Annotated in this window: 26 protein-coding genes and 2 pseudogenes; 3 read left to right on the top strand and 25 right to left on the bottom strand. The window is 33.9% G+C overall.

Translation table 11 applies throughout. The features are described from left to right. Positions 1–118: 118 nt before the first annotated feature. Both HMPREF3247_RS14695 and HMPREF3247_RS04235 read left to right on the top strand, forming a co-directional pair. A pseudogene (locus HMPREF3247_RS14695) lies at positions 119–1,034 on the top strand (DUF2268 domain-containing protein). After that, entirely contained in the window at positions 1,013–1,753 is a 741-nt protein-coding gene (locus HMPREF3247_RS04235) for a MerR family transcriptional regulator (RefSeq protein WP_000332069.1), read from the top strand. Before HMPREF3247_RS14695 ends, HMPREF3247_RS04235 begins: the two are co-directional and overlap by 22 nt. Positions 1,754–2,010: 257 nt before the next feature. Here HMPREF3247_RS04235 and nreC read toward each other — a convergent pair whose 3' ends face one another. The 22 genes and pseudogenes from nreC to HMPREF3247_RS04340 all read right to left on the bottom strand — a co-directional run bounded on the left by nreC (position 2,011) and on the right by HMPREF3247_RS04340 (position 22,063). After that, positions 2,011–2,664 (bottom strand): nitrate respiration regulation response regulator NreC, encoded by a 654-nt coding sequence (gene nreC, locus HMPREF3247_RS04240; RefSeq protein WP_000706315.1) that lies wholly within the window; start codon positions 2,662–2,664, stop codon positions 2,011–2,013. A 22-nt stretch (positions 2,665–2,686) separates the two neighbouring features. After that, entirely contained in the window at positions 2,687–3,721 is a 1,035-nt protein-coding gene (gene nreB, locus HMPREF3247_RS04245) for a nitrate respiration regulation sensor histidine kinase NreB (RefSeq protein ID WP_000606546.1), read from the bottom strand. 23 nt (positions 3,722–3,744) lie between these two features. Then, entirely contained in the window at positions 3,745–4,197 is a 453-nt protein-coding gene (nreA, locus tag HMPREF3247_RS04250) for a nitrate respiration regulation accessory nitrate sensor NreA (RefSeq protein ID WP_000186933.1), read from the bottom strand. Positions 4,198–4,216: 19 nt separating this feature from the next. Next, the gene (narI, locus tag HMPREF3247_RS04255; RefSeq protein WP_000934154.1) at positions 4,217–4,894 is read right to left on the bottom strand and encodes a respiratory nitrate reductase subunit gamma; all 678 of its coding nucleotides are present in this window, start codon (positions 4,892–4,894) and stop codon (positions 4,217–4,219) included. Beyond that, positions 4,887–5,462 (bottom strand): nitrate reductase molybdenum cofactor assembly chaperone, encoded by a 576-nt coding sequence (gene narJ, locus HMPREF3247_RS04260; protein WP_000606772.1) that lies wholly within the window; start codon positions 5,460–5,462, stop codon positions 4,887–4,889. The genes narI and narJ overlap by 8 nt, the downstream gene beginning before the upstream one ends. Continuing rightward, positions 5,455–7,014 (bottom strand): nitrate reductase subunit beta, encoded by a 1,560-nt coding sequence (gene narH, locus HMPREF3247_RS04265; protein ID WP_000692645.1) that lies wholly within the window; start codon positions 7,012–7,014, stop codon positions 5,455–5,457. The genes narJ and narH overlap by 8 nt, the downstream gene beginning before the upstream one ends. After that, a complete protein-coding gene (locus HMPREF3247_RS04270) occupies positions 7,004–10,693 on the bottom strand; it encodes a nitrate reductase subunit alpha (RefSeq protein WP_000514388.1) in 3,690 nt (1,229 codons plus the stop codon). The genes narH and HMPREF3247_RS04270 overlap by 11 nt, the downstream gene beginning before the upstream one ends. Positions 10,694–11,000: 307 nt before the next feature. After that, positions 11,001–11,978 (bottom strand): uroporphyrinogen-III C-methyltransferase, encoded by a 978-nt coding sequence (cobA, locus tag HMPREF3247_RS04275; RefSeq protein ID WP_000109972.1) that lies wholly within the window; start codon positions 11,976–11,978, stop codon positions 11,001–11,003. Continuing rightward, positions 11,969–12,283 carry a nitrite reductase small subunit NirD gene (gene nirD / locus HMPREF3247_RS04280; RefSeq protein ID WP_000448223.1) on the bottom strand — a complete coding sequence of 105 codons (315 nt, stop codon included), beginning with the start codon at positions 12,281–12,283 and terminating at the stop codon, positions 11,969–11,971. The genes cobA and nirD overlap by 10 nt, the downstream gene beginning before the upstream one ends. Before the next feature lie 3 nt (positions 12,284–12,286). Next, a complete protein-coding gene (nirB, locus tag HMPREF3247_RS04285) occupies positions 12,287–14,692 on the bottom strand; it encodes a nitrite reductase large subunit NirB (RefSeq protein ID WP_001118724.1) in 2,406 nt (801 codons plus the stop codon). Between the two features lie 65 nt (positions 14,693–14,757). Continuing rightward, positions 14,758–15,489, bottom strand: a complete 732-nt coding sequence (locus HMPREF3247_RS04290) for a sirohydrochlorin chelatase (RefSeq protein WP_001014062.1) — start codon at positions 15,487–15,489, stop codon at positions 14,758–14,760. 229 nt (positions 15,490–15,718) lie between these two features. Further along, positions 15,719–16,255 (bottom strand): GNAT family N-acetyltransferase, encoded by a 537-nt coding sequence (locus tag HMPREF3247_RS04295; protein ID WP_000169317.1) that lies wholly within the window; start codon positions 16,253–16,255, stop codon positions 15,719–15,721. A gap of 232 nt (positions 16,256–16,487) precedes the next feature. After that, positions 16,488–17,312 (bottom strand): formate/nitrite transporter family protein, encoded by an 825-nt coding sequence (locus tag HMPREF3247_RS04300; RefSeq protein ID WP_000572040.1) that lies wholly within the window; start codon positions 17,310–17,312, stop codon positions 16,488–16,490. Between the two features lie 216 nt (positions 17,313–17,528). Then, positions 17,529–17,711, bottom strand: a complete 183-nt coding sequence (locus HMPREF3247_RS04305; RefSeq protein WP_000230294.1) for a hypothetical protein — start codon at positions 17,709–17,711, stop codon at positions 17,529–17,531. Between the two features lie 83 nt (positions 17,712–17,794). Further along, positions 17,795–18,262, bottom strand: a complete 468-nt coding sequence (locus HMPREF3247_RS04310) for an SRPBCC family protein (protein WP_000153344.1) — start codon at positions 18,260–18,262, stop codon at positions 17,795–17,797. Between the two features lie 185 nt (positions 18,263–18,447). Then, positions 18,448–19,998: a zinc ABC transporter substrate-binding lipoprotein AdcA gene (gene adcA / locus HMPREF3247_RS04315; protein ID WP_000727763.1), complete on the bottom strand. Its 1,551-nt coding sequence runs from the start codon at positions 19,996–19,998 to the stop codon at positions 18,448–18,450. A 194-nt stretch (positions 19,999–20,192) separates the two neighbouring features. Next, a pseudogene (locus HMPREF3247_RS14700) lies at positions 20,193–20,258 on the bottom strand (hypothetical protein); the annotation flags it as partial. A gap of 34 nt (positions 20,259–20,292) precedes the next feature. Continuing rightward, entirely contained in the window at positions 20,293–20,559 is a 267-nt protein-coding gene (locus tag HMPREF3247_RS04320) for a Txe/YoeB family addiction module toxin (protein ID WP_000113262.1), read from the bottom strand. Continuing rightward, positions 20,559–20,810 carry a type II toxin-antitoxin system Phd/YefM family antitoxin gene (locus HMPREF3247_RS04325; RefSeq protein WP_000584499.1) on the bottom strand — a complete coding sequence of 84 codons (252 nt, stop codon included), beginning with the start codon at positions 20,808–20,810 and terminating at the stop codon, positions 20,559–20,561. Before HMPREF3247_RS04325 ends, HMPREF3247_RS04320 begins: the two co-directional genes overlap by 1 nt. A gap of 164 nt (positions 20,811–20,974) precedes the next feature. After that, the gene (locus HMPREF3247_RS04330; RefSeq protein ID WP_001791744.1) at positions 20,975–21,076 is read right to left on the bottom strand and encodes a hypothetical protein; all 102 of its coding nucleotides are present in this window, start codon (positions 21,074–21,076) and stop codon (positions 20,975–20,977) included. A gap of 6 nt (positions 21,077–21,082) precedes the next feature. Beyond that, on the bottom strand, positions 21,083–21,682 hold the full coding sequence (locus HMPREF3247_RS04335) for a DsbA family protein (protein ID WP_070866191.1): 600 nt from the start codon (positions 21,680–21,682) through the stop codon (positions 21,083–21,085). 18 nt (positions 21,683–21,700) lie between these two features. Continuing rightward, positions 21,701–22,063: a DUF4467 domain-containing protein gene (locus HMPREF3247_RS04340; protein ID WP_000819843.1), complete on the bottom strand. Its 363-nt coding sequence runs from the start codon at positions 22,061–22,063 to the stop codon at positions 21,701–21,703. A gap of 254 nt (positions 22,064–22,317) precedes the next feature. Here HMPREF3247_RS04340 and fmhA point away from each other — a divergent pair, with 254 nt between their 5' ends. Continuing rightward, positions 22,318–23,568 carry a FemA/FemB family glycyltransferase FmhA gene (gene fmhA, locus HMPREF3247_RS04345; protein WP_001012222.1) on the top strand — a complete coding sequence of 417 codons (1,251 nt, stop codon included), beginning with the start codon at positions 22,318–22,320 and terminating at the stop codon, positions 23,566–23,568. A gap of 96 nt (positions 23,569–23,664) precedes the next feature. On the opposite strand, the gene HMPREF3247_RS04350 is transcribed toward fmhA, so the two are convergent. Genes HMPREF3247_RS04350 through HMPREF3247_RS04360 form a run of 3 tightly spaced genes read right to left on the bottom strand, consistent with a single transcriptional unit; the run spans position 23,665 to position 25,872 of the window. Next, complete coding sequence (locus tag HMPREF3247_RS04350; protein ID WP_000615470.1) at positions 23,665–24,396, bottom strand: amino acid ABC transporter ATP-binding protein; 732 nt, start codon at positions 24,394–24,396, stop codon at positions 23,665–23,667. Then, positions 24,393–25,112, bottom strand: coding sequence for an amino acid ABC transporter permease (locus tag HMPREF3247_RS04355; RefSeq protein WP_000479576.1), 720 nt, complete (start codon positions 25,110–25,112; stop codon positions 24,393–24,395). Before HMPREF3247_RS04355 ends, HMPREF3247_RS04350 begins: the two co-directional genes overlap by 4 nt. Beyond that, a complete protein-coding gene (locus tag HMPREF3247_RS04360; RefSeq protein ID WP_000825929.1) occupies positions 25,093–25,872 on the bottom strand; it encodes a transporter substrate-binding domain-containing protein in 780 nt (259 codons plus the stop codon). Before HMPREF3247_RS04360 ends, HMPREF3247_RS04355 begins: the two co-directional genes overlap by 20 nt. Positions 25,873–25,956 lie beyond the last annotated feature (84 nt).

The raw sequence follows: 25,956 nt of genomic DNA on the forward strand, positions 1-25,956 counted from the left end.
TTAATCATATTATTTAGGAACACTCACATACTTTTCTTATTTTTTTCAATTAGTTACAATTACTGCTTGAAAATCACGTTACGTTATCCTTTATGCTGACAACATAAGGAGGTTTATCATGTATAAAATCAATATTATTAGATCAGATTCCGTCTATAAGAATATACTCAAGGCACCAATAAACGACCGTGATTCAATTTTCACTAAAGAAATATTAGTACCTTTTAAAAAGAAATTTGAGGTACAACATATGCCTATTTATAATGATGACAAACAAACAATGAGTGCGATTCAATTTTTAGATGCATTTCAAAAGTCTCCCAAAGAACTGGTTGAAACTGACCAAATGTCAATACAATACCTGAATAATGATTTCTGGAGTAATTGCGAAAAATATTTAAAAGTTGCTATAGATCAATTTTCAAATTATAGTATCTCATTTCAAGTTTCTAACTATCATTTCACAGTATTACTTGGAGATAGCCAAAAACCACTTATGTATCTAAATAAAAATCGCGGTGGTGATGGTGGCATACCAGGTTATATTATGATTTATTTAGTGCCGAGTACAAGTACAATTAATTCTATGAAAAGCTTAATTGCACATGAAGTAAATCATAATATGCGCTATCAATATTATTGATTGGGATGGCGGAAGTTTGATTGAATTGATTATTGCAGAAGGATTAGCTGAAAACTATGTAGAATCATTGTATGGTAAAGCGCATATTGGACCGTGGGTAACAAATACTAATTGGAGTCGTGATAACGTAAAAATTAAAAATACTATTTATAATCATTTACATTTAAAGCATATATTTGAATCGATGCCTTATCTCTATGGTGATGATATTAATAAACTTCAAGGTAGGCCTATCGTTGGCTTATCTCATGCTGCCGGGTATGCATGTGGCTATCACTTGGTAAAATACTTTTTACAAAAAACAAACATACCTATTGAAGTTGCCACAACACTTCCAGCACAAAAAATAATAAATGAGGTGACTGAATTTTGGCATACACATACACTTTAAAAGATATTATTGAAATTACAGGTGTAACTAAAAGAACTTTACATTATTACGATGAAATAGGATTATTAGTTCCAGATAAAAATGATAAAAATTATCGCGTTTATAAACAGCAAGACTTAGAAAAATTACAAAAGATTTTAATACTCAAGTCTTTTGATTTTGATATCGCTAAAATAAAACAATACATTTCATATGATAATGAACAGTTGCGAAAGTTATTATCAGAGCAAGTAAGCAAGTTAGATAAAAAGATTTCAGACTTACAATTAATTAGACGCTCTGTATGTGAATTTATTAACGGACACTCTCTAATAGATACCAGCATTTTAAATAAGACACTACAGTCACAATATGATAAAGAAGCATCTATAAAATATGGTCATACGAAAGCATATCAATCATTTATTAGACGTAAAGACAGCTTACAATCGCAGGATATCAGACATAAATTGACAACTATCTTCAATAAATTTAATCATATGTCTTTGAGTCATTATCCAATCCAAGATTGTAGTGATCTCGTATTTGAGTGGAAGGCATTTATGAACACTATCGCTGATTTTGATGATGAAACATTATGCTGTATTGCTAAAACATATGAAGATGATACGCGTTTCAAAGATTACTTTAATTCATATGATAATCAAAATTTAGCATCATACATTTCAGAAGCTGTTAATTATTTTTTGAGCAATGTGAATAAGAGCGACAATTTTTAATCCTCATACAGATGCTACAACACTGAATACACCAACTAAAATAATTGTTCAAAGTAGAAAACTAATCATTTATTCTCTAAATCAATAACTATATTAAAAGTTATACCTTTGCAAAGCGAATTAGTAAAGGTTACCGAAAGGAGAAAGGATTAGGTTCCATTCGATTTATAAAAAAATATATTTCGAAACATACAAAAGCGCCAGAAGATAATCATTTCCTCTCGCGCTTTTATACTGAATTATATTAATTTCAAACTCTAAAACTCTAATAATTTCTTTTTCAATGCATATTCAACTAGCTCAGGTTTACTCTTTAAGCCAAGCTTTGTCATAATATGCGTCTTATGTGCTTCTACTGTTTTCACAGATACAAATAATTTCTCTGCAATTTCTTTATTCCCGTAACCTTTGGCAATAAGTGGCAATATTTCTAGTTCTCGTTTTGATAAGATTTTAAAAGGATCTGTTGTGTTTGCAGTGTCCTGATTTGAATTAGATACAAATTCATTCACTAAAGATGTTGTAAGTTTCATATCTACATATGTTTCACCTTTATATACAGTTCGAATAGCTAACAATAATTGTTCATCAGGTGCATTTTTCAATATGTAACCTTTCGCACCATTACGCAACACATGGAACAAATACTCCTCATCATCAAACATGGTTAATATTAAAATTTTAGTTTCTGGAAAACTGTCAGCAATTTTACTCGTAGCGATAAGACCTGACTCACCTGGTGGCATACTTAAATCCATTAGTAACACATCAGGTTTATATTCCATTACTTTTTGGTAAGCTTCGACGCCATCTGCAGCCGTTGCAACAACTTCCATATCATTTTGATAATTTAAAATCATAGAGAACCCCGTACGGACAACAGCGTGATCATCGGCAATGACTATTTTCAATTTTATTCCCCCAATGTATGTTTCAAATTGGAATGTTCAATGTAACATTGGTACCCTCACCAATTTTCGTTTCAATATTGACGCTACCGCTGACTAACTCAGCTCGCTCATTCATTCCATATAAACCGAGTCCAGAACCTTTAGGCTTAGAACTTGGATCAAAACCATTTCCCGCATCTATCACTTCTGCTACCAAATGGCGCCCAGTTTGACGGATACCTACATTTATTTCATTTACATCAGCGTATTTCAACGCATTTAGAATAGCTTCTTGTACTACTCGATAAACAACCGTTTCAATATCACTATCAAAGCGGGTATTTTTAATATTTGATGTATATATGATTTTTATTCCATAATTTTCTTCAAACTGTTTAAAATATGATTTAAAAGCTGCTTCAAGGCCTAGATCATCCAAAGAAGCGGGTCTTAATTCAACCGACATATTACGTATATCATCAATTAATTTAGCGACAATATATTCAATATTTTCTGCGTCTTCCAAAAGCTTAGTTGTATCTTCTTGATATTTTAATAATCTCAATTGAACATCTACATTGAGCATTTCTTGAATCACACTATCATGTAACTCTCTAGAAATTCGCTTTCTTTCATTTTCTTGGGCTGAGATTGTTTTACGCATCATACGTTGTTGATGTAATTTCTCTTGCTGTTCAATTTGTGATGAAACATTTTGAAGCGTAAATGCATGAATTCCCCTGTCTTGATCAATCAACTGATATGTTGCTGTAAATGGCATCACTTTTTGATCTTTCGTCTTCATAAATACTTGGAAATTCGTAGCTTGTACTTGCATCGATTCTAAGAAACAGTCTTTACATGATTGTACATCATAGGCATTTGTATACCCTTCACATCTGTGACAAATCGCATTCGCCACAGCACTGTAATTATCTTCTTCAGATAATATATCTTTAGCAGCATCATTCATTGCAATAATTTTGCCGTTATCATCAGCAAAAACTATCTTTTCGATTGAATGCTCATAATATTTTTTCAATAAAGTATCTAACTGTATACTGTCCTCATTAATCATGACTTACACCCTAATTCATCTCATTATTTATCATCATTGAAAATACCAAACTTACGTTGAATATCATCATTATCAAATATTTTTGGTAAAGGACGACCATCTCTTTGACCAAATAATAGTACGCCATACACTTGATTCTTATACCAAAGCGGCACTGCTAAAACTGCTGTTAATGATTCGCTCAATAAAATTGGATAGTCAATCTTTTCTTCAGGCCCTAAAGCTAAACCAACATTGGCTATTACCATACGCTTTCCTGTTTTCATAACAGTTCCAGCTAATCCACGACCTTTTCTTAAAATAATCAATTTAAATCGATTATTTTTATTACCTGAAACATAGTGCCATTTTATTGGAGATGATGGTTTGTTAGATTCATAGAAAGCGATTGCCGCAAAATCATAACCCTCTTCTTTGCGTATTTTATCTAATGTCTCTTGAAATCTACGATCTTCAATTATTGCTTCTGGTGTCAAATCCTTTCACCTCTTATGCTTACACTTTATTCTTACGGTAAATAATATATCTGCGATTTATATATGTCAAAGGTACACTCCAAACATGCACCAAACGTGTAAATGGCCAACAAGCCATAATAGTGAAACCTAACAATATATGCATTTTAAATGCAATCGGCACACCACTCATTAATGATGCATCTGGTTTCAACATAAATAATTGTCTAAACCAAATTGATAATGAAGTTCTATAGTTAAAATCTGGATGCTGTACGTTTGTTACTAATGTTGCATAACATCCCATAAATACAATAAGTAATAATAAGAAGTTAACAAAGATATCGGACGCTGAACTTAATCTGCGAATACTTTTCGTAGTAACACGTCTCGCTGTTAATAAAAACATCCCTACCAATGTAATTATACCAAAGATACTCCCTATATAAACAGCACCAATATGATATAAATGCTCAGACACACCGGCAGCATCCATCCATGATTTCGGTATTAATAATCCTACAACATGTCCAAAAAATACCGGAATAATACCTAAGTGAAATAATAAACTACCCCACATCAATCTTTTTCTTTCAATTAATTCACTAGATTTTGCTGTCCACGAAAATTTATCATAACGATAACGTGCAATATGACCTGCGACAAAGACAACTAAACATAAATACGGAAATATAACCCATAAAAACTGATTAAGCATGATGTTTCACTCCTTTTGGTGATGTCAAACATAATTTCAATGTTTTTCTAAGTGCTTGAATCACATAGGCATATGGATTGTTATCTTCACCAAGTACATTCGCCATCACATATGTTCCATCCTCAATAATCATAATGATTAATTGAATATTCTCTTCAGCTCTTGGATCATTTCGCCATTCTGCCACTTGCAAAAATTGAAGCATCAACGGTAGATAATCAGAAAGTTCATTATCTACCATTTCTAGTCCAAACATTTCATATAATACCTTTAATTTAGCTAACATTTGACCACGTTCTTTTTGCGTATCAAATTTGTTATACGTCATATATAATGGCGCTTTTTTCGTAAAATCAAATGTATCTGTATAAATCGCTTTGATTTCTGATAATGAAAATGTCATCATTACATTTCTAAATGCTACTAAATCTTCATATGCTGGATGATCTGTCGAAATTGTTTCTTCAAAAGTTTTTGGATGAAAAGTTAATTTTTCTGGAAAACATAACTGTTGTGCCATATATCCAAAACTTTCTTGATATTTTTTAAAATTATCGAAATTAATCACGGAAAATCCCTCCATAGAAATTCTCATTATAAATTTCTTGACCAGTTTTCCCTGAACCTACTGCAACACCACAGCCTTCACAGTTATCTCCAAAATGCTCGCCGCCATAATTGTATCCTGTACTACCTTGTGCGTGATACGTATCTAAATAGGTTTCTTTGTGTGATGTTGGAATAACAAATCGATCTTCATATTTAGCTAGTCCTAATAAACGATACATGTCTTTAGTTTGGCGCTCGGTTATACCTAATCGCTCTAATCGAGACGTGTCAAATGGCTGTTGAGTAACTTGAGATCTCATATAACTTCTCATCATTGCCATACGTTGTAGGGCTCCTTTTACTGGCTCTGTATCTCCTGCAGTGAAAATATTAGCTAAGTATTCAATAGGTAAACGCATTTCTTCAATGGCTGGGAAAATCGCATCTGGATTTTGAGTTGTATTTTTACCTTCAAAATAGCTCATAATTGGGCTAAGTGGTGGGCAATACCAAACCATCGGCATCGTTCTAAATTCAGGATGTAACGGAAATGCAAGTTTATATTCAATTGCTAACTTATAAATTGGAGAGTTTTGTGCAGCTTCAATCCAATCGTAACCAATACCATCTTTTTCAGCTTGAGCAATGACTTCTTCGTCAAATGGGTTTAAGAATATATCTAATTGTTTTTCATATAAATCTTTCTCGTCTACTGCTGAAGCTGCTTCATGAACTCGATCTGCATCATATAATAAAACACCTAAGTAACGCATACGTCCTGTACAAGTTTCAGAGCATACCGTAGGCATACCCGCCTCGATTCTCGGGAAACAGAAAGTACACTTTTCAGCTTTGTTCGTTTTCCAATTGAAGTAAACTTTCTTATATGGACAACCTGTCATACAGTAACGCCATCCACGACATGCGTCTTGGTCAACTAATACAATGCCATCTTCATCACGTTTATACATAGCACCTGAAGGACACGATGCAACGCAACTTGGATTCAAGCAATGTTCACATAAACGTGGTAAATACATCATAAAAGTTTCGTCAAATTGGAATTTAATATCTTCTTCTATTTTTTGGATGTTAGGATCTTTTGGACCTGTAACATGACCACCTGCTAAGTCATCTTCCCAGTTAGGTCCCCATTCAATTTCAATGTTATCCCCTGTAATTTCTGAATACGCTCTAGCAACTGGCGAATGCTTCCCTGATTTCGCAGTTGTTAAATGTTCATAATTATAGTTCCATGGTTCATAATAATCTTTTATTAATGGCATATCTGGGTTATAAAAAATTTTACCTAAAGCAATTTTTGAAATTCTACTTCCAGATTTTAATTCAAGTTTCCCTTTACGATTTAGTACCCAACCACCTTTGTAGTGTTCTTGGTCTTCCCAACGTTTCGGATACCCTACACCTGGCTTCGTTTCTACGTTGTTGAACCACATGTACTCAGCACCTGGACGATTTGTCCAAGTGTTTTTACATGTCACACTACACGTATGGCATCCTATGCATTTATCTAAATTTAATACCATCGCAACTTGCGCTTTAATCTTCAAGCCAATTAACCTCCTTCATCTTTCTAACTGCTACATATAAATCCCTTTGGTTCCCAATTGGTCCATAATAATTAAAGTGATAACTAATTTGTGCGTATCCTCCGACTAGTTGTGTTGGTTTCAAATGGATTCTAGTCGGCGCGTTGTGTGAACCACCACGTGTATCTGTAATTTCTGACCCAGGCGTTTGAATATGTTTATCTTGTGCATGATACATAAACATTGTACCTTTAGGCATACGATGCGAAATAACTGCTCTTGCCGTTACAACACCATTACGGTTATACACTTCTAGCCAATCATTATCTTGGATATCGTGTTTTTCAGCATCTTCATTTGATATCCAAACCGTTGGACCACCTCTAAATAGTGTCAACATATGCTTATTATCTTGATACATTGAGTGTATATTCCATTTTCCATGAGGCGTTAAATAACGCAGTACCAAAGCATCTGTACCACCTTTAATTTTCTTATCTCTATTCCCAAATACCATTGGCGGCAATGTCGGTTTATATACTGGTAAGCTCTCCCCAAATTGTTGGAAAACTTCGTGATCCACATAATAACTTTGACGTCCTGTTAATGTTCTAAAAGGTACTAGACGTTCTATATTCGTTGTAAATGGTGAATATCGTCGACCTTGTTTATTTGAACCTGGGAATACTGCTGTCGGTATTACTTCTCGTGGTTGTGAAGTTATATTTAAAAACGAAATTTTCTCAGCTGCACGTTCGCTAGAAATATCTTTTAACGGCATTCCAGTTTGTTCTTCGAGATCTTCATATGATTTTTGTGATAATTTACCATTCGTAGCAGATGAAATACTTAGTATTGCATCAGCTACATTACGTGCTGTATCAATACGTGGACGATTCGCTCTCACAGAATCATCATTTGTATCACTCCACGTACCTAACATACTTTTTAATTCTTCATATTGTTCACTGACACCGAAACTTACACCATGTGCTCCAACTTTCCCTTTTTCAAGTACAGGACCAAGCGTGACATATTTGTCGTAAATTTTAGTGTAGTCGCGTTCTACAATTGCAAAGTTAGGCATTGTACGTCCAGGTACCGCTTCAATTTCACCCTTCGACCAATCTTTCACTACGCCGTATGGTGTTGAAATTTCTTGCTTTGTATCATGACTAAGCGGAGTTGTCACAACATCTTTAAACGTTCCAGGTAAATAGTCTTTTGCCATTTCTGAAAATGCTTTTGCCAACGTTTTATAAATATCCCAGTCTGAACGCGATTCCCATAATGGATCAATAGCTGGATTAAAAGGATGTACATATGGATGCATATCTGTAGATGACAAATCATGCTTCTCATACCAAGTCGCTGCTGGCAAAACAATGTCAGAATATAAAGGTGTTGCTGTCATTCTGAAATCTAAAGAAACGACTAAATCTAATTTCCCTGTTGTTTCCTCACGCCACGTAATTTCTTCTGGCTTTTCATCTTCATTTGGTGTAGCTAATAACCCTGATTTTGTGCCAAGTAAATGCTTCATAAAGTATTCTTGACCTTTTGCAGAACTTGAGATTAGATTTGAGCGCCATATAAACAGTGATTTCGGATGATTCTTTTTCAAATCCGGATCTTCTATCGCAAATTGCGTTCGTTTTGACTTAACTTCATCTATCGCGCGTTTTAAAATTGCCTCATTCGACTCAATGCCTTCATCTTTAGCTTCTTCTGCAAACAACAAACTATTTTTATTAAATTGTGGATAAGATGGTAACCAACCAAGTCTAGCTGCTAAAACATTATAATCAGCTGGATGTTGATGCTTTAACTCCTCTGTTTTAGCTAATGGAGATTTTAAACGATCTACATTTGACTCTTCATATTTCCATTGGTCTGTTGCAAAATAGAACCAACTTGTTCCGTTTTGCAAACGTGGTGGTCCTTGCCAGTCTTTCGCAAATGCGACAGTACTCCATCCTTCAATCGGACGACATTTTTCTTGTCCCACATAGTGAGCCCAACCGCCACCATTCACACCTTGACAGCCACATAACATAACTAAGTTTAAGATTGAACGATAAATCGTATCTGAGTTAAACCAATGGTTAATACCCGCACCCATGATAATCATTGAACGCCCTTCAGTATCGATAGCGTTTTGCGCAAATTCTTTCGCTACTTGAATGACAACACTTTGTTTTACGCCTGAAATGGCTTCTTGCCAAGCAGGTGTATATTTTGATTCTGCATCGTCGTATCCTTTTGATTCTAATTTATGATCAAAACGACGCACGCCATATTGACTTGCCATTAAGTCAAAAATTGTAGCAATACGGACTTTGTCACCATTTGCTAAAGTGACTTGTCGAGTTGGAATTGGACGATTGAATATCCCATCTCCATCACTATCAAAGTATGGGAATTGAATTGTTTCTAATTCGTATCCACCTTCTGCCATTGATAATGTAGGGTTAATTTTAGAACCATCTTCTGTTTCTAGTTTTAAGTTCCACTTCTTACCTTCTTCCCAACGTTGACCCATTGTGCCATTAGGTACTACTAAACTATCGCTGATTGCATCATGAATAACTGGCTTCCATTCGCCTTGCTCTGTTGTTTGACCTAAGTCACTCGCTCTTAAAAATCGACCCGCTTTATATCCATTTTCATCTTCATCCAGCATGATAAGAAACGGCATATCTGTATATTGTTTAGCGTAATTTATAAAGCGTTCATTAGGTTGATTAACATAATGTTCTTGTAAAATAACATGCGTCATTGCTTGTGCAATTGCAGCATCTGAACCAGGATTCGGTGCTAGCCAGTTATCTGCAAATTTCACATTTTCTGCGTAATCTGGTGCTACTGAAATGACTTTTGTACCTTTATAGCGGACTTCAGTCATAAAATGTGCATCCGGAGTACGTGTTAAAGGTACATTAGAGCCCCACATAATAATGTATGATGCGTTATACCAGTCACTTGATTCAGGCACATCTGTTTGCTCTCCCCAAATTTGTGGAGAGGCAGGTGGTAAATCTGCATACCAGTCATAAAAACTAAGCATTTCACCACCAAGCAAATTGATGAATCGAGCACCTGCTGCATAACTAATCATTGACATCGCTGGAATAGGTGTAAATCCTGCGATTCGATCTGGACCATATTTTTTTATTGTATACAGTAATTGTGCTGCGATTATCTCTGTAACGTCTTTCCAATTTGAACGCACGTGCCCTCCCATACCTCGGGCTTGCTTATATTGTTTGGCTTTGTCTTCATTTTCAACAATAGACGCCCATGCAGCAACGCGATTACCATTGTTTTCTTCTAATGCTTCAGTCCATAAATCCCAGAGTTTTCCACGAATATATGGATATTTGATTCGAAGCGGACTGTATTCATACCAAGAGAATGACGCACCTCGTGGACATCCTCTCGGTTCATATTCAGGCATATCCGGACCACAACTTGGATAGTCAGTTTGTTGATTTTCCCAGGTAATCACACCATTTTTCACAAATACTTTCCAAGAACATGAGCCTGTACAGTTAACACCATGTGTTGTTCTTACTTCTTTATCGTGGCTCCAACGTTCTCTGTACATTTTTTCCCATTCTCTACTTTTACTTTCTAGGATCGACCAATTCCCATTAAATTTTTCTGTTGGCTTAAAGAAATTCAATCCAAATTTTCCCATATTTATATCCTCCTACGTATAAAAATACGATGTGTAGATGTCGTGTTTTTAAATACTTTAAAATGCCCAAGACTATTACTTTAATTAGATTGTACATTTTTTCACAAACATAAAATATTAGGGAATCACCTAATTACTTAAGGAATTTCCCTATCAATAACGGGATTTCATTGAAATAATACACAATCATGTATGGTCGTGCTTATTGCCAATCTAAATCGTTCAAATTTGGCACAACGACAAATAAGGCTTCAACACGAATATATTCTCTCGGTTGAAACCTTACTTATTCATTTATTTTTTTAAATTAGTGACATAACACTGTATTAGCATCTGCACGATCGGTTGAAATATATGTTACATTTTCTTGCTGCTTAATAAATGCATCATAGTAATCATATTGCGACGAATGATATGTGCCATTCGATGTATTATTTGGGTTTAGCAAACAGCCATAACCTTCGTCATATAAATGTTCACAGAGCATAAGGGCGTCATGTTTAGAACCACTTACTACATAAAATTGCTGAGTCGGATTAGAAGTTGTTGAGACATTTTCAGTATAACCAACAACTTCCCCAATAATACATATACCTGGTTTCGCCTCAATTGAATAGTGTTGCAATTTTGAAATAATATTACTTAAACGCCCCTTAACAACAAACTCGTTAAAACACGATGCTTGAAAGACAATCGCTATCGGGTAATCAATATCTGTGTATTGTTGTATCTGTGTGATAATTTTCCCTAAACGTTTTACCCCCATATAAATTGCTAACGTGCCACCATTCACTAAGGAATTGACATCCACTTCATTTTCTTCTGAATCTTTAAAGTGACCTGTAGAAAATGTCACACTTTTAGCAACTGTACGCATTGTCAAACCTGTCTGCATAGTAGCAACTGCTGCGCTCGCTGATGTCACCCCTGGTACAATTTCAAACGCAATATGATGTTCATTTAGTGTGTCGACTTCTTCTTGCACACGACCAAATATCGCTGGATCGCCACCTTTAAGTCTAACAACCTTGTTATATCGACGCGCTGCTTCCACGATACAGTCATTTATTTTTTCTTGCTGAATATGTTTTGCATACGGCTTTTTACCAACATCGATAATTTCAGTAGTCAAATTCGCATATTGTAAAATTAACGGATTCACTAATCGATCATATAGAATGACATCCGCTTCACGTATTAAACGCTCAGCCTTTTTCGTCAAATAATTCGGATTACCTGGACCCGCACCTATCAAGTAAACCTTGCCATATTCCTCTACAGACATATATATACGTTCCCGTCTGTAACTTCTACCTCATAAACATCTACACAACCTTCATCAGGTTCTTGAACAATACCTGTATTTAAATCAATTTTTTGATCGTGGAGCGGGCAAAATACATATTCCCCACTCACTGTCCCTTCAGACAATGGTCCTTCTTTGTGTGGACAGATATTGTGAATCGCGTGAATTGTACCACTTTCAGTTAAAAACAATCCTACCTCTTTGCCTTTGACAATAACCTTTTTTCCAATTAGGGGTGTTAATTCATCTATAGTTGTCACTTTAATTTTTTCTTTTGTTTCCATGTATTACACCTTCTCCACTTCAAAAATTTTACGTGCTTGCGCATTGCTAGTTATTGCTTCCCAAGGTTCAGCTTCGACTGCTTTTTTAGCATCCATAATGCGTTCAAATAGTTCATTTTGTCTTTCTGGGGCAAGTAAGACTTCTTTTACATTTTCAAATCCAAGTCTTCTTAACCATGGCGCTGTTCTTTCAGCATATATACCTGTTTCGCGATAATATTGCATCAAAGCACCACATAATTTGATTACTTCATCTTCTGTTTCTACAGTTGTTAAAAATTCAGCTTTTTCGACTTCTGTACCACCATTACCACCGATATAGATTTGGAATCCATTTTCAACTGAGATAATACCAAAATCTTTAACACCTGATTCAACACAACTTCTTGGGCAGCCTGATACACCCATTTTGAATTTATGAGGTGTATCGATGTATTCAAATGTTTTTTCTAAACGAATGCCAAGTCGTGTCGTGTATTGCGTACCAAATCGACAAAACTCTTTACCAACACAGCTTTTAACTGAGCGTGTTTTCTTACCATAAGCTGATGCTGAACGCATACCTAGGTCTTCCCATATATTTGGTAATTCTTCTTTTTTAACTCCATACAAACCAACACGTTGCGAACCTGTCACTTTAACTAGTGGCACATGATATTTCTTAGCCACTTCTCCTAGACGAATCAGTTGGTCTGCATCTGTAACACCCCCACGCATTTGAGGTATAACAGAAAATGTACCATCATTTTGAATATTCGCATGGTAACGTTCGTTAGCAAATCTTGATTCTCTTTCATCTTCATGATCATGTGGATAAACCATATTCAAATAATAGTTAATCGCAGGTCGACATTTTGGACATCCACCTTTGTTTTTAAAGTTTAAAACATGTCGAACTTCTTTAGATGTTTTTAAACCTTTCGCTCTTATTTGCGTTACAATTTGATCGCGTGTCAAATCAGTGCAACCACATATACCAGCAGGTTTTGCCGCAACAAAGTCATCTCCTAAAGTGTGCTGCAATATTTGAGCAATTTGCGGTTTACATTTACCACATGAATTCCCCGCTTTTGTTTTAGCCGTTACTTCTTCAACTGTTGTAAAGCCATTTTCCGTAATCGCATTTACTATAGTACCTTTATCAACACCATTACAACCACAAATTGTTTCATCATCAGCCATATCAGCAATTGATAGCGATGCCTCTTCTCCACCTTTAGTAAGCAATGATACAAGTGTGTAATCTTCAGTGGATTCACCTTTTTTCATCATGTTATAAAAGCGTGAACCATCATCGATATCACCATATAGTACTGCACCAACTACATTACCGTCTTTTAAAAAGATTTTTTTATAGTTATTATCAACACTATTAAATATTTCAATACCTTTAATTTCTGCATTTTCTACAATTTGACCAGCACTATACAAGTCACACCCAGAAACTTTTAATGACGTAAATGTTGTTGATCCCTTGTATCCGTTCGTTTCTTTATTTGTTAAATGATCAGCTAATACTTTACCTTGTTCATATAGTGGTGCAACGAGTCCATAAACTTTGCCGTTATGTTCTGCACATTCACCAACTGCATATACATTGCTATCACTTGTTTGCATCACATCATTGACAACAATACCTCGATTAACATCTAGACCTGATTCTTTGGCTACTTCTGTGTATGGTCGAATACCTACTGCCATAACAACTAAGTCTGCCGGAATCTCGCGTCCATCAGCCAATTTAACACCTTCAACATCATCTTCTCCTAAGATTTCAGTTGTGTTGGCTTGCATTTCAAACTTCATACCTTGCTTTTCTAGATCTGCTTTAAGCATATTTCCAGCTTTACGGTCTAGCTGCATTTCCATCAACCATTCAGCTAAATGTAACACCGTTACTTCCATACCTTGATCTAATAAACCACGTGCACACTCTAAACCTAGTAAGCCTCCACCAATTACAATTGCTTTCTTTTTAGTCTTCGCAATGTTCATCATTTGTTCAGTATCATCAATCGTTCTCCAACCAATTACACTCGGTAATGTCGAACCTGGAACTGGAATGACGAATGCTTTAGAACCTGTCGCAAAAATCAATTTATCGTATGATACTTCAATACCATTTGCAGTAGTAACTGATTGGTTTGCTCTATCTACTTCAATTACAGGATCATTTGTAATTAACTCGATACCATGTTCCTCATACCACTCATATGGATTCATAATTGTTTCTTCAACTGTCATTTTATTTTGTAAAATATTTGAAAGCATGATGCGGTTATAGTTTGGATAAGGTTCTTTACCTATTACCGTAATATCATATAAATCGTTGGCGCGCTCTAATATTTCTTCGATTGTTCGAATGCCCGCCATACCGTTACCAATCATTACTAGTTTTTGCTTTGCCATAAAATATGCCCCTTTACTCCATAATATTTATTTCAAAAAAAGGTATTAATTTTTCGTTAGTGCTTTTATATTTTCATCGGAATCATTAAGCTTTCTAATCTATCGTTAATGATTTGCTTTAAAATTGGGTCGAAGTTAATTGAAGGTGTGAAGTGTATATCTGTATTAATAACCATGTCATTCATTTGCTGCTTCACTTTGTTAACAAGTCTTCCGTCATATAAAAATAATGGTACGACAATCAATTTTTGATACCGTTTCGAGATGCTTTCTAAATCATGTGTAAAACTAATCTCTCCATATAGCGTTCTCGCATATGTCGGCTTGCTAATTTGCAAATTTTGAGCGCATATTTGTAACTCTTCGTGTGCCTTAGTAAACTTTCCATTAATATTGCCGTGTGCAACAACCATAACTCCAACTTGTTGTTCGTCACCTGCTAATGCGTCACAAATACGTTGTTCAATTAATCGTCTCATTAAAGGATGTGTGCCAAGTGGCTCGCTTACTTCTACCTTTATGTCTGGATACCGTCGTTTCATTTCATGAACGATATTCGGTATATCCTTGAGATAATGCATTGCACTAAAGATTAGCAATGGTACAATTTTAAAATGGTCAACCCCACTTTGAATCAACGTCGTCATTACCGTCTCTAAATCCTGATGCTCACTTTCTAAAAACGCAATATCATAGTGATGTATATCATCTTTTACTAATTCAGAAATAAATGCTTCTAACGCTTGATTCTGTCGTCCGTGCCTCATGCCATGTGCAACAATGATATTCCCATTCACATTTACCAACCCTTTCACACGTATTGTATACCAAATCATTTTGTTTTTGTGAAAAGAATCACATTATAATGTAAAATCAGGGAATTCCCTGATGCCTGTAGTCATGCATATTCCTTATACATTTTCCCTTTTTGTTAAATCAAAAAAAGCGACCGATATATGAATCCCTACTCAACATTTATTTGAGCAAGCATTAATATATCGGTCGCTTGTAGTGTATATTATTATCTTAAAATGGTGGTTGGCCTAATATTGTTTCGTCAAAGCGCTCGGGTATCAATACTTTGCGCATGATCACACCTAAATCGCCATCATCATTTTCATGTTCGCTGTATATTTCATAACCTCTTTTTTCATAAATTTTAAGTAACCACGGATGCAATCTTGCAGATGTACCTAAAGTAACTGCCGCTGACTTTAACGTATCTCGCAAAAATGCTTCTTCAACATAAGTAAGTAATTGGCTACCATAGCCTTTCCCTTCATACTCAGGATTTGTCGCAAACCACCAGACAAAAGGATAACCCGAAATACTTTTCACACTTCCCCAAGGATATCTAACCGTAATCGTAGATATAATTTCATCATCAATTGTCATGACAAATGTAGTATTTTTATCTATATTTTCTTTAACAGCATCTAAATTAGCATTAACCGAAGGCCAATCAATACCTAGTTCTCTTAGAGGCGTAAATGCTTCATGCATGAGTTGTTGCAATTTTTCTGCATCTTGTTCACTTGCGAGTCGAATCATCGTTTTTGTCATATTAATCCCCACTCTTTTTTAAATGATTTAACCATATTTTATTTTTAAAATAAATATCCATCAAAGTGTATCAATAAATTTATCACATGTCAGAAAGTATGCTTCATCTGAATACACCAATACTCTCATGAAACTTATTAAAAATTACTCTCTCAACGTAAAAAACCATTCAAATTCATGAATGGTTTGGAAGAATGATTCATTGTTACGCTATTTAATCACTACATCTTAATTATTGTTGCTCTAAACGATTACGCTTACCATTTAAGAAAGCATAAACGAGACCTACAAAAATACCGCCACCGACAAAGTTACCTAAGAAAGCAAAAACGATATTTTTTAAAACGTGTAACCATGAAACTGCATCAAGGTTAAAGAATACCATACCTGCATATAGACCTGCATTGAACACAACGTGCTCATATCCCATGTATACAAAGACCACGACACCACAAGCTATGAAGAATGCCTTTGTTAAGCCGCCTTTGAATTGCATAGAGATGAAAATACCAATATTAATAAAGAAGTTACAGAAAATACCTTTTGTAAAAATATTCAACCATGTTGAATCAACAGTCTTTTTCTGAACTAAAGCTGTTAAAGCTTGTGTCATTTCAGGTGTCATGACATGCGCAAATTTCATTAAGAAAAATAACACAAACCCACCTAAAATATTTCCTAAGAAACAATATAATAAAATCCAAGTCATCTTCTTAACAGAAACGACTTTATAATACCAGCCTACTGTAAAGTACATGAAGTTACTTGTTAATAATTCAGAGTTAGTTAATACAACTAAAATCAAACCTAAACTAAACGCAATGGCTCCCATTAAATTGATAAGTCCATCTACGTGAGTACTCGCAAACTGCGTCTTTATTCCGAACATAAATACAGTAACGATTGAGAGTAAAAATCCGGCCATCATTGCTTTAAGCATATATCGGCCAGGTGTTTGCTGTACCATTACTTGCTTCATTTGTACTGAAGATGATATTGAATCAACAATTGCGCCTGTTGAATATGTATCTTCAACTGTTTTCTTATTTTCTATCACAGTACTTCCCCCATTTACTTTGATCAAATAAAATTTACTTTCTAATTATATTAGTAAATCAATGTAATTGATAGATTAAATTTCAGAAAAATCTTTTTATTCTCTCGAAAATGTAGTTTTCTTTCATAAAAACAGCGAGATAAATCGCGTGATTGGCTAATATCTTTATGATTTAAGATATTACGACGCTCATTTTATCTCGCTTTATGTAAAGTATTACTTATTCTTTTTTAAATTTGAAAAGTAATGTAAACCATATGCAAATACACTGTAACCAATTGCAGTACGTAAAATAAACCTTATAACTTTATTAGGTACACATTTTGACGTTACTGAAATAGAAGATAGTAGTGTTGTGAAAATATATAATATTAAAACTTTGATATAACGTTCTACCATCGAATCATCCCTCATTTTTATAATATTACAAGATTATTATAAACCGAATGAAACAAAAAAGTTTTTACATATTTTCAACAACTTTATTTCAATAAAGCATCAAGTTGATCTAAAGTTTGATTCATACCTTGTTCAACACCCATGTTTATGACTTGTTGAGCGGCTTCTTTTGTTGGAAATACCGATGTTGATGTCACTGTCGTTTTCGTTGTATTGCTCTTGGAAAATGACAAAGTAATTTTCATGCTTGGCATTTTTGTATCTTTTGCACCTTGAGGTGTCGCAAATGAGTCAATATATTCAATTAAATATGGACGCTTAACCGTTTTATATTCTGCTAATGTATAGCTGGTCATTGTAGGTGTTTTAATCGCATAAAATGCATCACCGCCTGAAACAGCATTAAAGCGAAACACTTTGGTACTAGCGTCTTTTGGATGAAACCATTTTTCAAATAATGCTTTTGTCGTATAGGCATCAAACACCTTTTCAATCGGTGCTTCTATCGTTCTTGAAAAAATAATTTTATTATCTTCAACTTTAATCGTCATCTTCCCACTCCCTATCTTTTATATTTACTCATCTTAACATGCATTGAGTAACATATGTTACCAAATCATTTGTTATAAACTATAGTAATATTAATCATTCCCTCTGTTGAAATTGATAACTACGAAATAAAAAACACACTCTATTCAGCTATTAACAGTTGAGTAGAGTGTGCAAACCTGTTGAATTAATGCGCTAACATTTCTTCTTTGATTTGGTCTTTATTTAATTTTGAAGGATAATATGTTGGCCAGTTATCCATTTCTTTTAATAACGCGTCATTATCATTACCCATAAAGATATGGAAGTGTTCTGCCTTTTTAGGTGCAATGTTGTGATCGCTAAATTGGATGAATTTCGGTAAGTCTTTATCATTACCATCGACCAATTTAAACATAAATCTCACGCCACGGTTACCTTTAGGATATTTCAATGTTTTCTTACCATTGTATTCATATTTACCAGTGTGTTTCTTACCATCTTTAGTAAATGTAATTTCATTTCCTTTTATATCAATGTTAGTAATATCAGTTTTATATCCTTTGTCATAATAAGCTTTTAAATCTTTAGCAGATTTCTTCGGATCATTTTCAGCTTTATGTTCCATCACTTCATCAAGCGTACCGTCTTTTAAGTAAGGGTAAACAGATTGCCATTCACCAGCATAATCGCTTAATTCACGGTCTTTAACTTGCTCATCTTTAAAATACCCATCAGAAATTGCTTTGTCATGTTTACTTTCAGCTTTGTCGTCTTTCACTTTAACACCACTGTCTAAAGCTTTACCGATATTTTCAATATTAGATTTCATTAATGATTGATACGTAATATTATCTTTTTTCTGTTGTTCTTTATTTAAAGACTCCATGTTGTAGAATTTTAAAGGCTTCGCATCTGTTTCTTTACGAATTGTTTCAGTCACTTTATTCGCAACATTATCTTCGTAAAGAATATATTTAGCATTGCTATCTCTAATTTCTTTAACAATTTTAGTTAATTCTTTTTGTGATGGATCTTCAGCATTCATGTTTTGAATACCTTTTTGAACAAAACCATAACGATCAGCTAAGTATCCAATTGATTCATGTGAAATGAATACTGCATTACCTTGCTTATCTTTTGTAACTTGCTTCATATCGTTATCAATTTTCTTAAGATCGTCGTTTAATTTTTTGTAGTTTTTCTCATAGTCATCTTTATGTTTTGGATCTTTTTTCACTAATTCATCTTTAATTTCTTTAGCGAAAGTTTGGTTAATTTTAGGATCTAACCATACGTGTGGATCATATCCACCATGATGATGATGATGTTCTTCTTTCTCATGATCATGTCCCTCATGTTCATGCTCTTCACCATGCTCGTGTTGATCAGTTAAAAGCTTTGCTTTATCTAATTTATCCTCTAAAGACAGTTTTTTATCTTTATCTTTGATAGTAGATGCAACTTTCTTAGCAACCGGATCTAAATTATCCCCTGTATACATAAACAAGTCTGACTTGCTTGCACTTAATATATCTTTTTGTGTTGGTTCATAGCTATGTAAATCTGTCCCTGCTGGATAGATTGATGATACCTTCACGTGTTTTCCACCAATTTGCTCTGCAAATGATTGCAATGGATAAACTGTCGTTTTAATTGTTACCTTGCCATCTTTATCTTTTCCATCATCATTCCCACATGCGGCTAATGATAAAGTTACGGCTGGTACAAGAAGTAACATACCTAATTTCTTTTTCATAGTCACCCTCCTAAATAGTAATCTTTACGTTTTAAAATTATATACTCATGCTACTTAAAATACAAGCACTGTTTTTATAAATAATATAAAGTCGAATCATACTTTAGGTATTTACCACTTTTCGTTTTATCTAATACATGACTATTGTACAAATATGATACAGAAAACTTTATAGTATTTACGAACGTCATAATATAAGAAAAAAAGACAATCTCTATCATATTGCTAATAGAAATTGCCTTTTCATATTGTCCTAAAATAACTTACCCTATTTTTATAGTGTGACTTTTAGATTTAATAATGGTATTTACATGATGCTATTTTTATATGATTGTCATCTACTGTATAAACCAATCTATGTTCGTGATTGATACGTCTACTATAATACCCAGTCAGATTCGATTTTAACTTTTCAGGCTTACCTATACCTTCCAATGCACCATTTCTGTCAATACTTTTAAGTAACTCATTAATCTTCTTCACCATTTTTTTATCGTTCTGCTGAAAATACTTATAATCTTCAAAGGCTTGAGGCGAAAACGTAATATTTAACCTAGCCATTATACATCTATATCTTTCGTTATAGTTTTCCCACGTTCTAGATCTGCAATTGATTGAGCTAAGTGTTCAGCATTATTTGGGTTCTGTTGGAGGTAAAGTGTTTCCATCATGGAGTTATAATCTGATTCTGACATGATTACTACGTTTTTATCATCAGTAGATGTTACAGTTACCATATCACTATCATCATTTACTTTTGTCATAAGTGCCTTTAAATTCTGTCGAGCGTATGAATAATTTTTAATAATCATATTTATCGCCTCCTTTTAACACACCTCAATTGTACAAATATCTGTACAATAAAACAAGCGACACAGAAAAAAACTACTAATCAAGATTTCGCACGGGGAAGAATCAATACCTATCCTGTACTGATTCCCTACTAAACAATGTTTACATGATAATTTCCACCTATTTAGACTTCATACATTAAAAAGACAATCTCTATCATATCGCTAATAGAAATTGCCTTTTCGTATTGTCCTAATAAATTGGTATCACTTACTGATCTCAACAATTAAGACTATTTGATTTTATCTTTTAATAACTTCTCATAACTTTCATAATCATATGGATCTTCAACTTTCTCGCCATTAATAAATGCAGTTGGTGTCGTTTTTATATGATTATCTTTCGCTATTTTTTTATCTTTCTCTGCAGCTTTCCAAGACTTGCTATCTTTTGTCTTGTAATCTTTTATAATTTTATTTTCCGTCTCTTTATCTAAATGCAGTTGTTTAATATGTTTATCTAATAGTTCTTTTGTTAACCATTCTTTATTTTCATCTTGCTGGGCAGCAAATAATTGCTTTTGAAAATCTAAAAATGATTTAAGTGCATACATCAATACTGCATGACTCGCACGCGAACCAACAATTGAGTCTTTACCTAAGAAAGCTAAATTGACAAATTGGTATTCCACTTTGTGATTATCTATATAATTTTTACGCAACTTTGGCATGACTTTTTCATCTAATTCTTTACAATAAGGACATTTATAGTCGCCATATACGACAACTAATGGTTTGCCGTTTTTCGAAGATGTCGTTGCTGATTCTTTTTTACCGCAAGCTGTTAAAATTAACATGCTCACTATAAATAATGTTAGTAATTTTTTAGTCATAATAACTCCTATTCATATCTAGTTCGTCATATTTTCTTCATGATAATCCGCATCATGTTGTTGATAATATCGTCTCGAATCAAAATCTTGCTTATATGATACACGTTTATCACTAAAATCATATGCATAATAATGCACTTCATCATCATTACTCAAAGGTTTATAAGCTAAAATGATAATTTTATCCTTATCATAGACATAAATATTAGCATCTTTGCGTTCAAAATGATCAACACGATCACCGTTGCCTTTTTTGGCAAGTTGTTCTTGTTTTTGATTTTGAATTTTAACTGCTTCATCTATTTCTTTCACATATTTATCATTACCACATCCTGATATAAAGACTAGTAATAATAATACCGTCGCCACAAATCGCTTCAATGCTCCCACTCCTACTATCAACTTCCAACTAACTTTCAATATAATTAATACTATACACCGTCAAACATTAATGCGCTACAACTACTACCAATGCATTTAATATAAATATCCAAAGAAATAACAGTTATGTATAGTCAAAGAAAAATATATTTCATTTTCTATGTGTATTTGTAATCAGTTTTTGATAAAATAAAAAAATAGCATTATTAATAAATTCAAAAATTACAGTTCAATTCAGAGAGGGATGGGATAAAATGAACTTTGTAACGTTGACTTCGGATGAGTTCAATGCGTTTACAACAAAGCATTTTTCACATTACACACAATCAGCTATTCATTACAATCATAGAGTTGATTTAAAAGGCGATGTGCATCTTGTAGGGGTTAAAGATGACAATGGTCAAGTGATTGCAGGATGCTTATTGACAGAAGCACGCACACTTAAATTTTTCAAATATTTTTATACACATCGCGGGCCAGTGATGGATTATACAAATCAATCATTAGTAGCATTTTTCTTTAAAGCATTAACGTCATATTTAAAGAAACACAATTGTTTATATGTCCTTGTAGATCCATATTTAATTGAAAATTTACGCAATGCAGACGGTGAAATTGTTAAATCTTATGATAACCGAGCATTTGTTAGAACAATGGATAAATTAGGTTATAAACACCAAGGTTTCCCTGTAGGTTATGATTCAATGAGCCAAATCCGTTGGCTGTCAGTGTTAGATTTAAAAGATAAGACTGAAGACCAACTTTTAAAAGAAATGGATTATCAAACGAGACGTAATATTAAAAAAACATATGATATTGGTGTCAAAACTAAAACGTTAACGATTGATGAAACGCAAACTTTTTTCGACTTATTCCATATGGCTGAGGAAAAGCATGGTTTCAAATTCCGTGAGTTACCATACTTTGAAGAAATGCAAAAGTTATACGATGACCACGCCATGTTAAAGTTGGCGTATATTGATTTAAACGAGTATTTAAAAACGTTACAATTAAAGCAACAACAATTAACAGCTGAACTCTCAGGTGTTGAAGAAGCATTGGAAGAAAGTCCTAATTCAAAGAAAAATAAAACGAAACGCACACAGCTAGAACAACAGCTAAATAGCAATAAGCGTAAAATCGACAATACAATAGAACAAATTGAACAAGATGGTGCAGTCTTAAACTTAGCTTCTGCTTTATTTATCTACAATGAGCATGAAGTTTATTACTTATCTAGTGGTTCAAACCCTAAATATAATGCTTATATGGGTGCCTACCATTTGCAGTGGGAAATGATTAAGTTTGCTAAAGCGCATCATATTGATCGCTATAATTTTTATGGTATTACCGGTGACTTTTCAGAGTCATCAGAAGACTATGGCGTCCAACAATTCAAAAAAGGTTTTAACGCACATGTAGAAGAGTATATCGGTGACTTTATTAAGCCTATCAAACCATTACTATATAAGGTACAAACGTACTTAAATCATAAACGTCGTTAAAATATCGCTCCAAGATTATGACAACATAACAAAGAACCACGCATCATGTATATGGCTTCATCGCCATACTAAAACATGATACGTGGTTCTATTTGATTATTCTTCATTTATAACATTTAAGAAACGTCTTAATTCTTCTGTTTTCGGACGATTGAACATCTCTTCTGGTGCCCCTTGTTCTCCGATCATGCCTTCATGAATAAATACAATGTTATTAGATACTTCTTTAGCAAAACGCATTTCATGTGTCACAATGACCATTGTCATGCCTTCATTAGCCAAATCTTTAATAACCTTTAAAACATCATTCACAAGTTCAGGATCAAGTGCAGATGTTGGTTCATCAAACAACATCACTTTAGGGTTCATTGCTAGTGCTCTTGCAATAGCAACACGTTGTTGTTGACCACCTGATAATGCATGTGGACGTTGATCTTTGACATGTGTTAAACCAACTTTCTCAAGTAACTCAAGTGATTTCCCACGTGCCTCATCCTTTTTCAACTTTTTAACTGTGATAAGACCTTCCATTACATTTTCTAATGCCGTCTTATGCGGAAAAAGGTTATAACTTTGAAATACCATACCAGACTGTTTACGAACTTCTATTTGTGATTTTTTATCTTTAGATGTATATGTTTTGCCGTTAACATAAACTGTACCTTCAGTTGGAATTTCTAATGCATTAATCATACGTAACAATGTTGTTTTACCTGAACCAGATCGACCGATTAAGGTTACAACCTCACCTTGTTCAACAGATAAATCAATACCTTTGATGACTTCAACATCATTAAATGATTTATAGATATTGTTCAATTGAATCATGAGCGATACCCTCTTTCAATATAAGATTCATAGATACCTTGGATAATTGAAATAATAAAGCATACCACCCAGTACATTAGCGCAACTAACACATAAATTGTTAAATATTCATATGTTGTAGACGCAACTTCTTGAGCTTTTCTAAACATTTCAGCCACTAAAATAAATCCTAATAATGATGTATCTTTGATTAAACTTAAAAATGTATTACCTAGTGCAGGAATCGACACTCGAATTGCCTGCGGTAAAATGATACGTTGTATCGTTTGACCATACGTCATACCGATGGAATATGCAGCTTCTGTTTGTCCTTTCGGTATAGAAATAATACCGCCACGAATAATTTCCGAAGCATACGCACCTACATTTAATGATAAACCAATAATAGCAGCCACTACAGGTGCCAATGTCCATTGGTTGTCAGCGTCATTTGTTAATAATCTACCTAATTCTGGAATACCATAAAATATGATAAATAGTTGTACTATCATTGGTGTTCCTCGAATAATAGATACATAGACACGTGAAATACTTCTTAAAATTTTACTCGTTGAAATTCGCATTAATGCTGTAAATAATGCAATAATCAATCCTAAAACAAATGTAACTAATGTAATAGGAATTGAATATTTGACCAAACCTTCTAGCATAGGTCCGAAAGCTTGTTTTGCAGCATCTAGCGCATGTTGTTGTTCGCTATTTAGATTTAGAAACATCTTGACCAAACCATTTCTTACCTATTTTAGCTAATTCACCGTTTTCCTCGATTTTTTTCAAGCCATCATTGAATTTTTGAACTGTTTCATCATCTGCTTTTTTAGAAAATGCAAATGCAGATCTACTTTGTTCAGCATTACCTTTGATTGCTTTGATCTTAGCATTAGGTTTTTGTTTTTTATAATCCAAGTATGACAGACTATCATTAAATGTACCATCAACACGCTTAGACAATAATAAATCCATTGATTGGTTAAAGCCATCAACTTTTGTAATATCAGCACCTTTATCCTTAGCTAATTTACCATAATTAGATGTGAATGTTTGTGCTAACTTCTTACCTTTAACATCATCAAAATCTTTAATATCTTTTTCATTTTCACGAATAACTAAAACAGCACTTGAGAATGTGTAAGGCTTAGAAAATTTATATTTCTTTTCTCTATCAGGATTAATACCTACTTGGTTCGCGATTACATCAAAACGCCCTGCGTCTAAACCTGCAAACATAGAATCCCAAGAAGTTTCATTAAATTTAAGTTTTAAACCTTCTTCTTTAGCCACTGCTTTAATAACATCAATATCGTAACCAGTTAATTTACCATCTTTATCGTGGAAACTAAATGGTGCATAAGTCCCCTCAGTCCCAACATTAATTGTCTTGCTATCTTTACTAGCTTCCTTGTCTTTCGACGAATTGTTTCCGCATGCAGCCAATATGAAAACGAAAGCTATCATCACAAATAAAAGTCTTTTCATAGAATATATCTCCTTATTCTTATTATTCTAATCGGAATAAAAATATTTTAATCTGAAATGCCGGATAAGTCAATATGTTGAACT

The sequence above is a fragment of the Staphylococcus sp. HMSC36A10 genome (assembly GCF_001838845.1).
GTDB lineage: Bacteria > Bacillota > Bacilli > Staphylococcales > Staphylococcaceae > Staphylococcus > Staphylococcus aureus.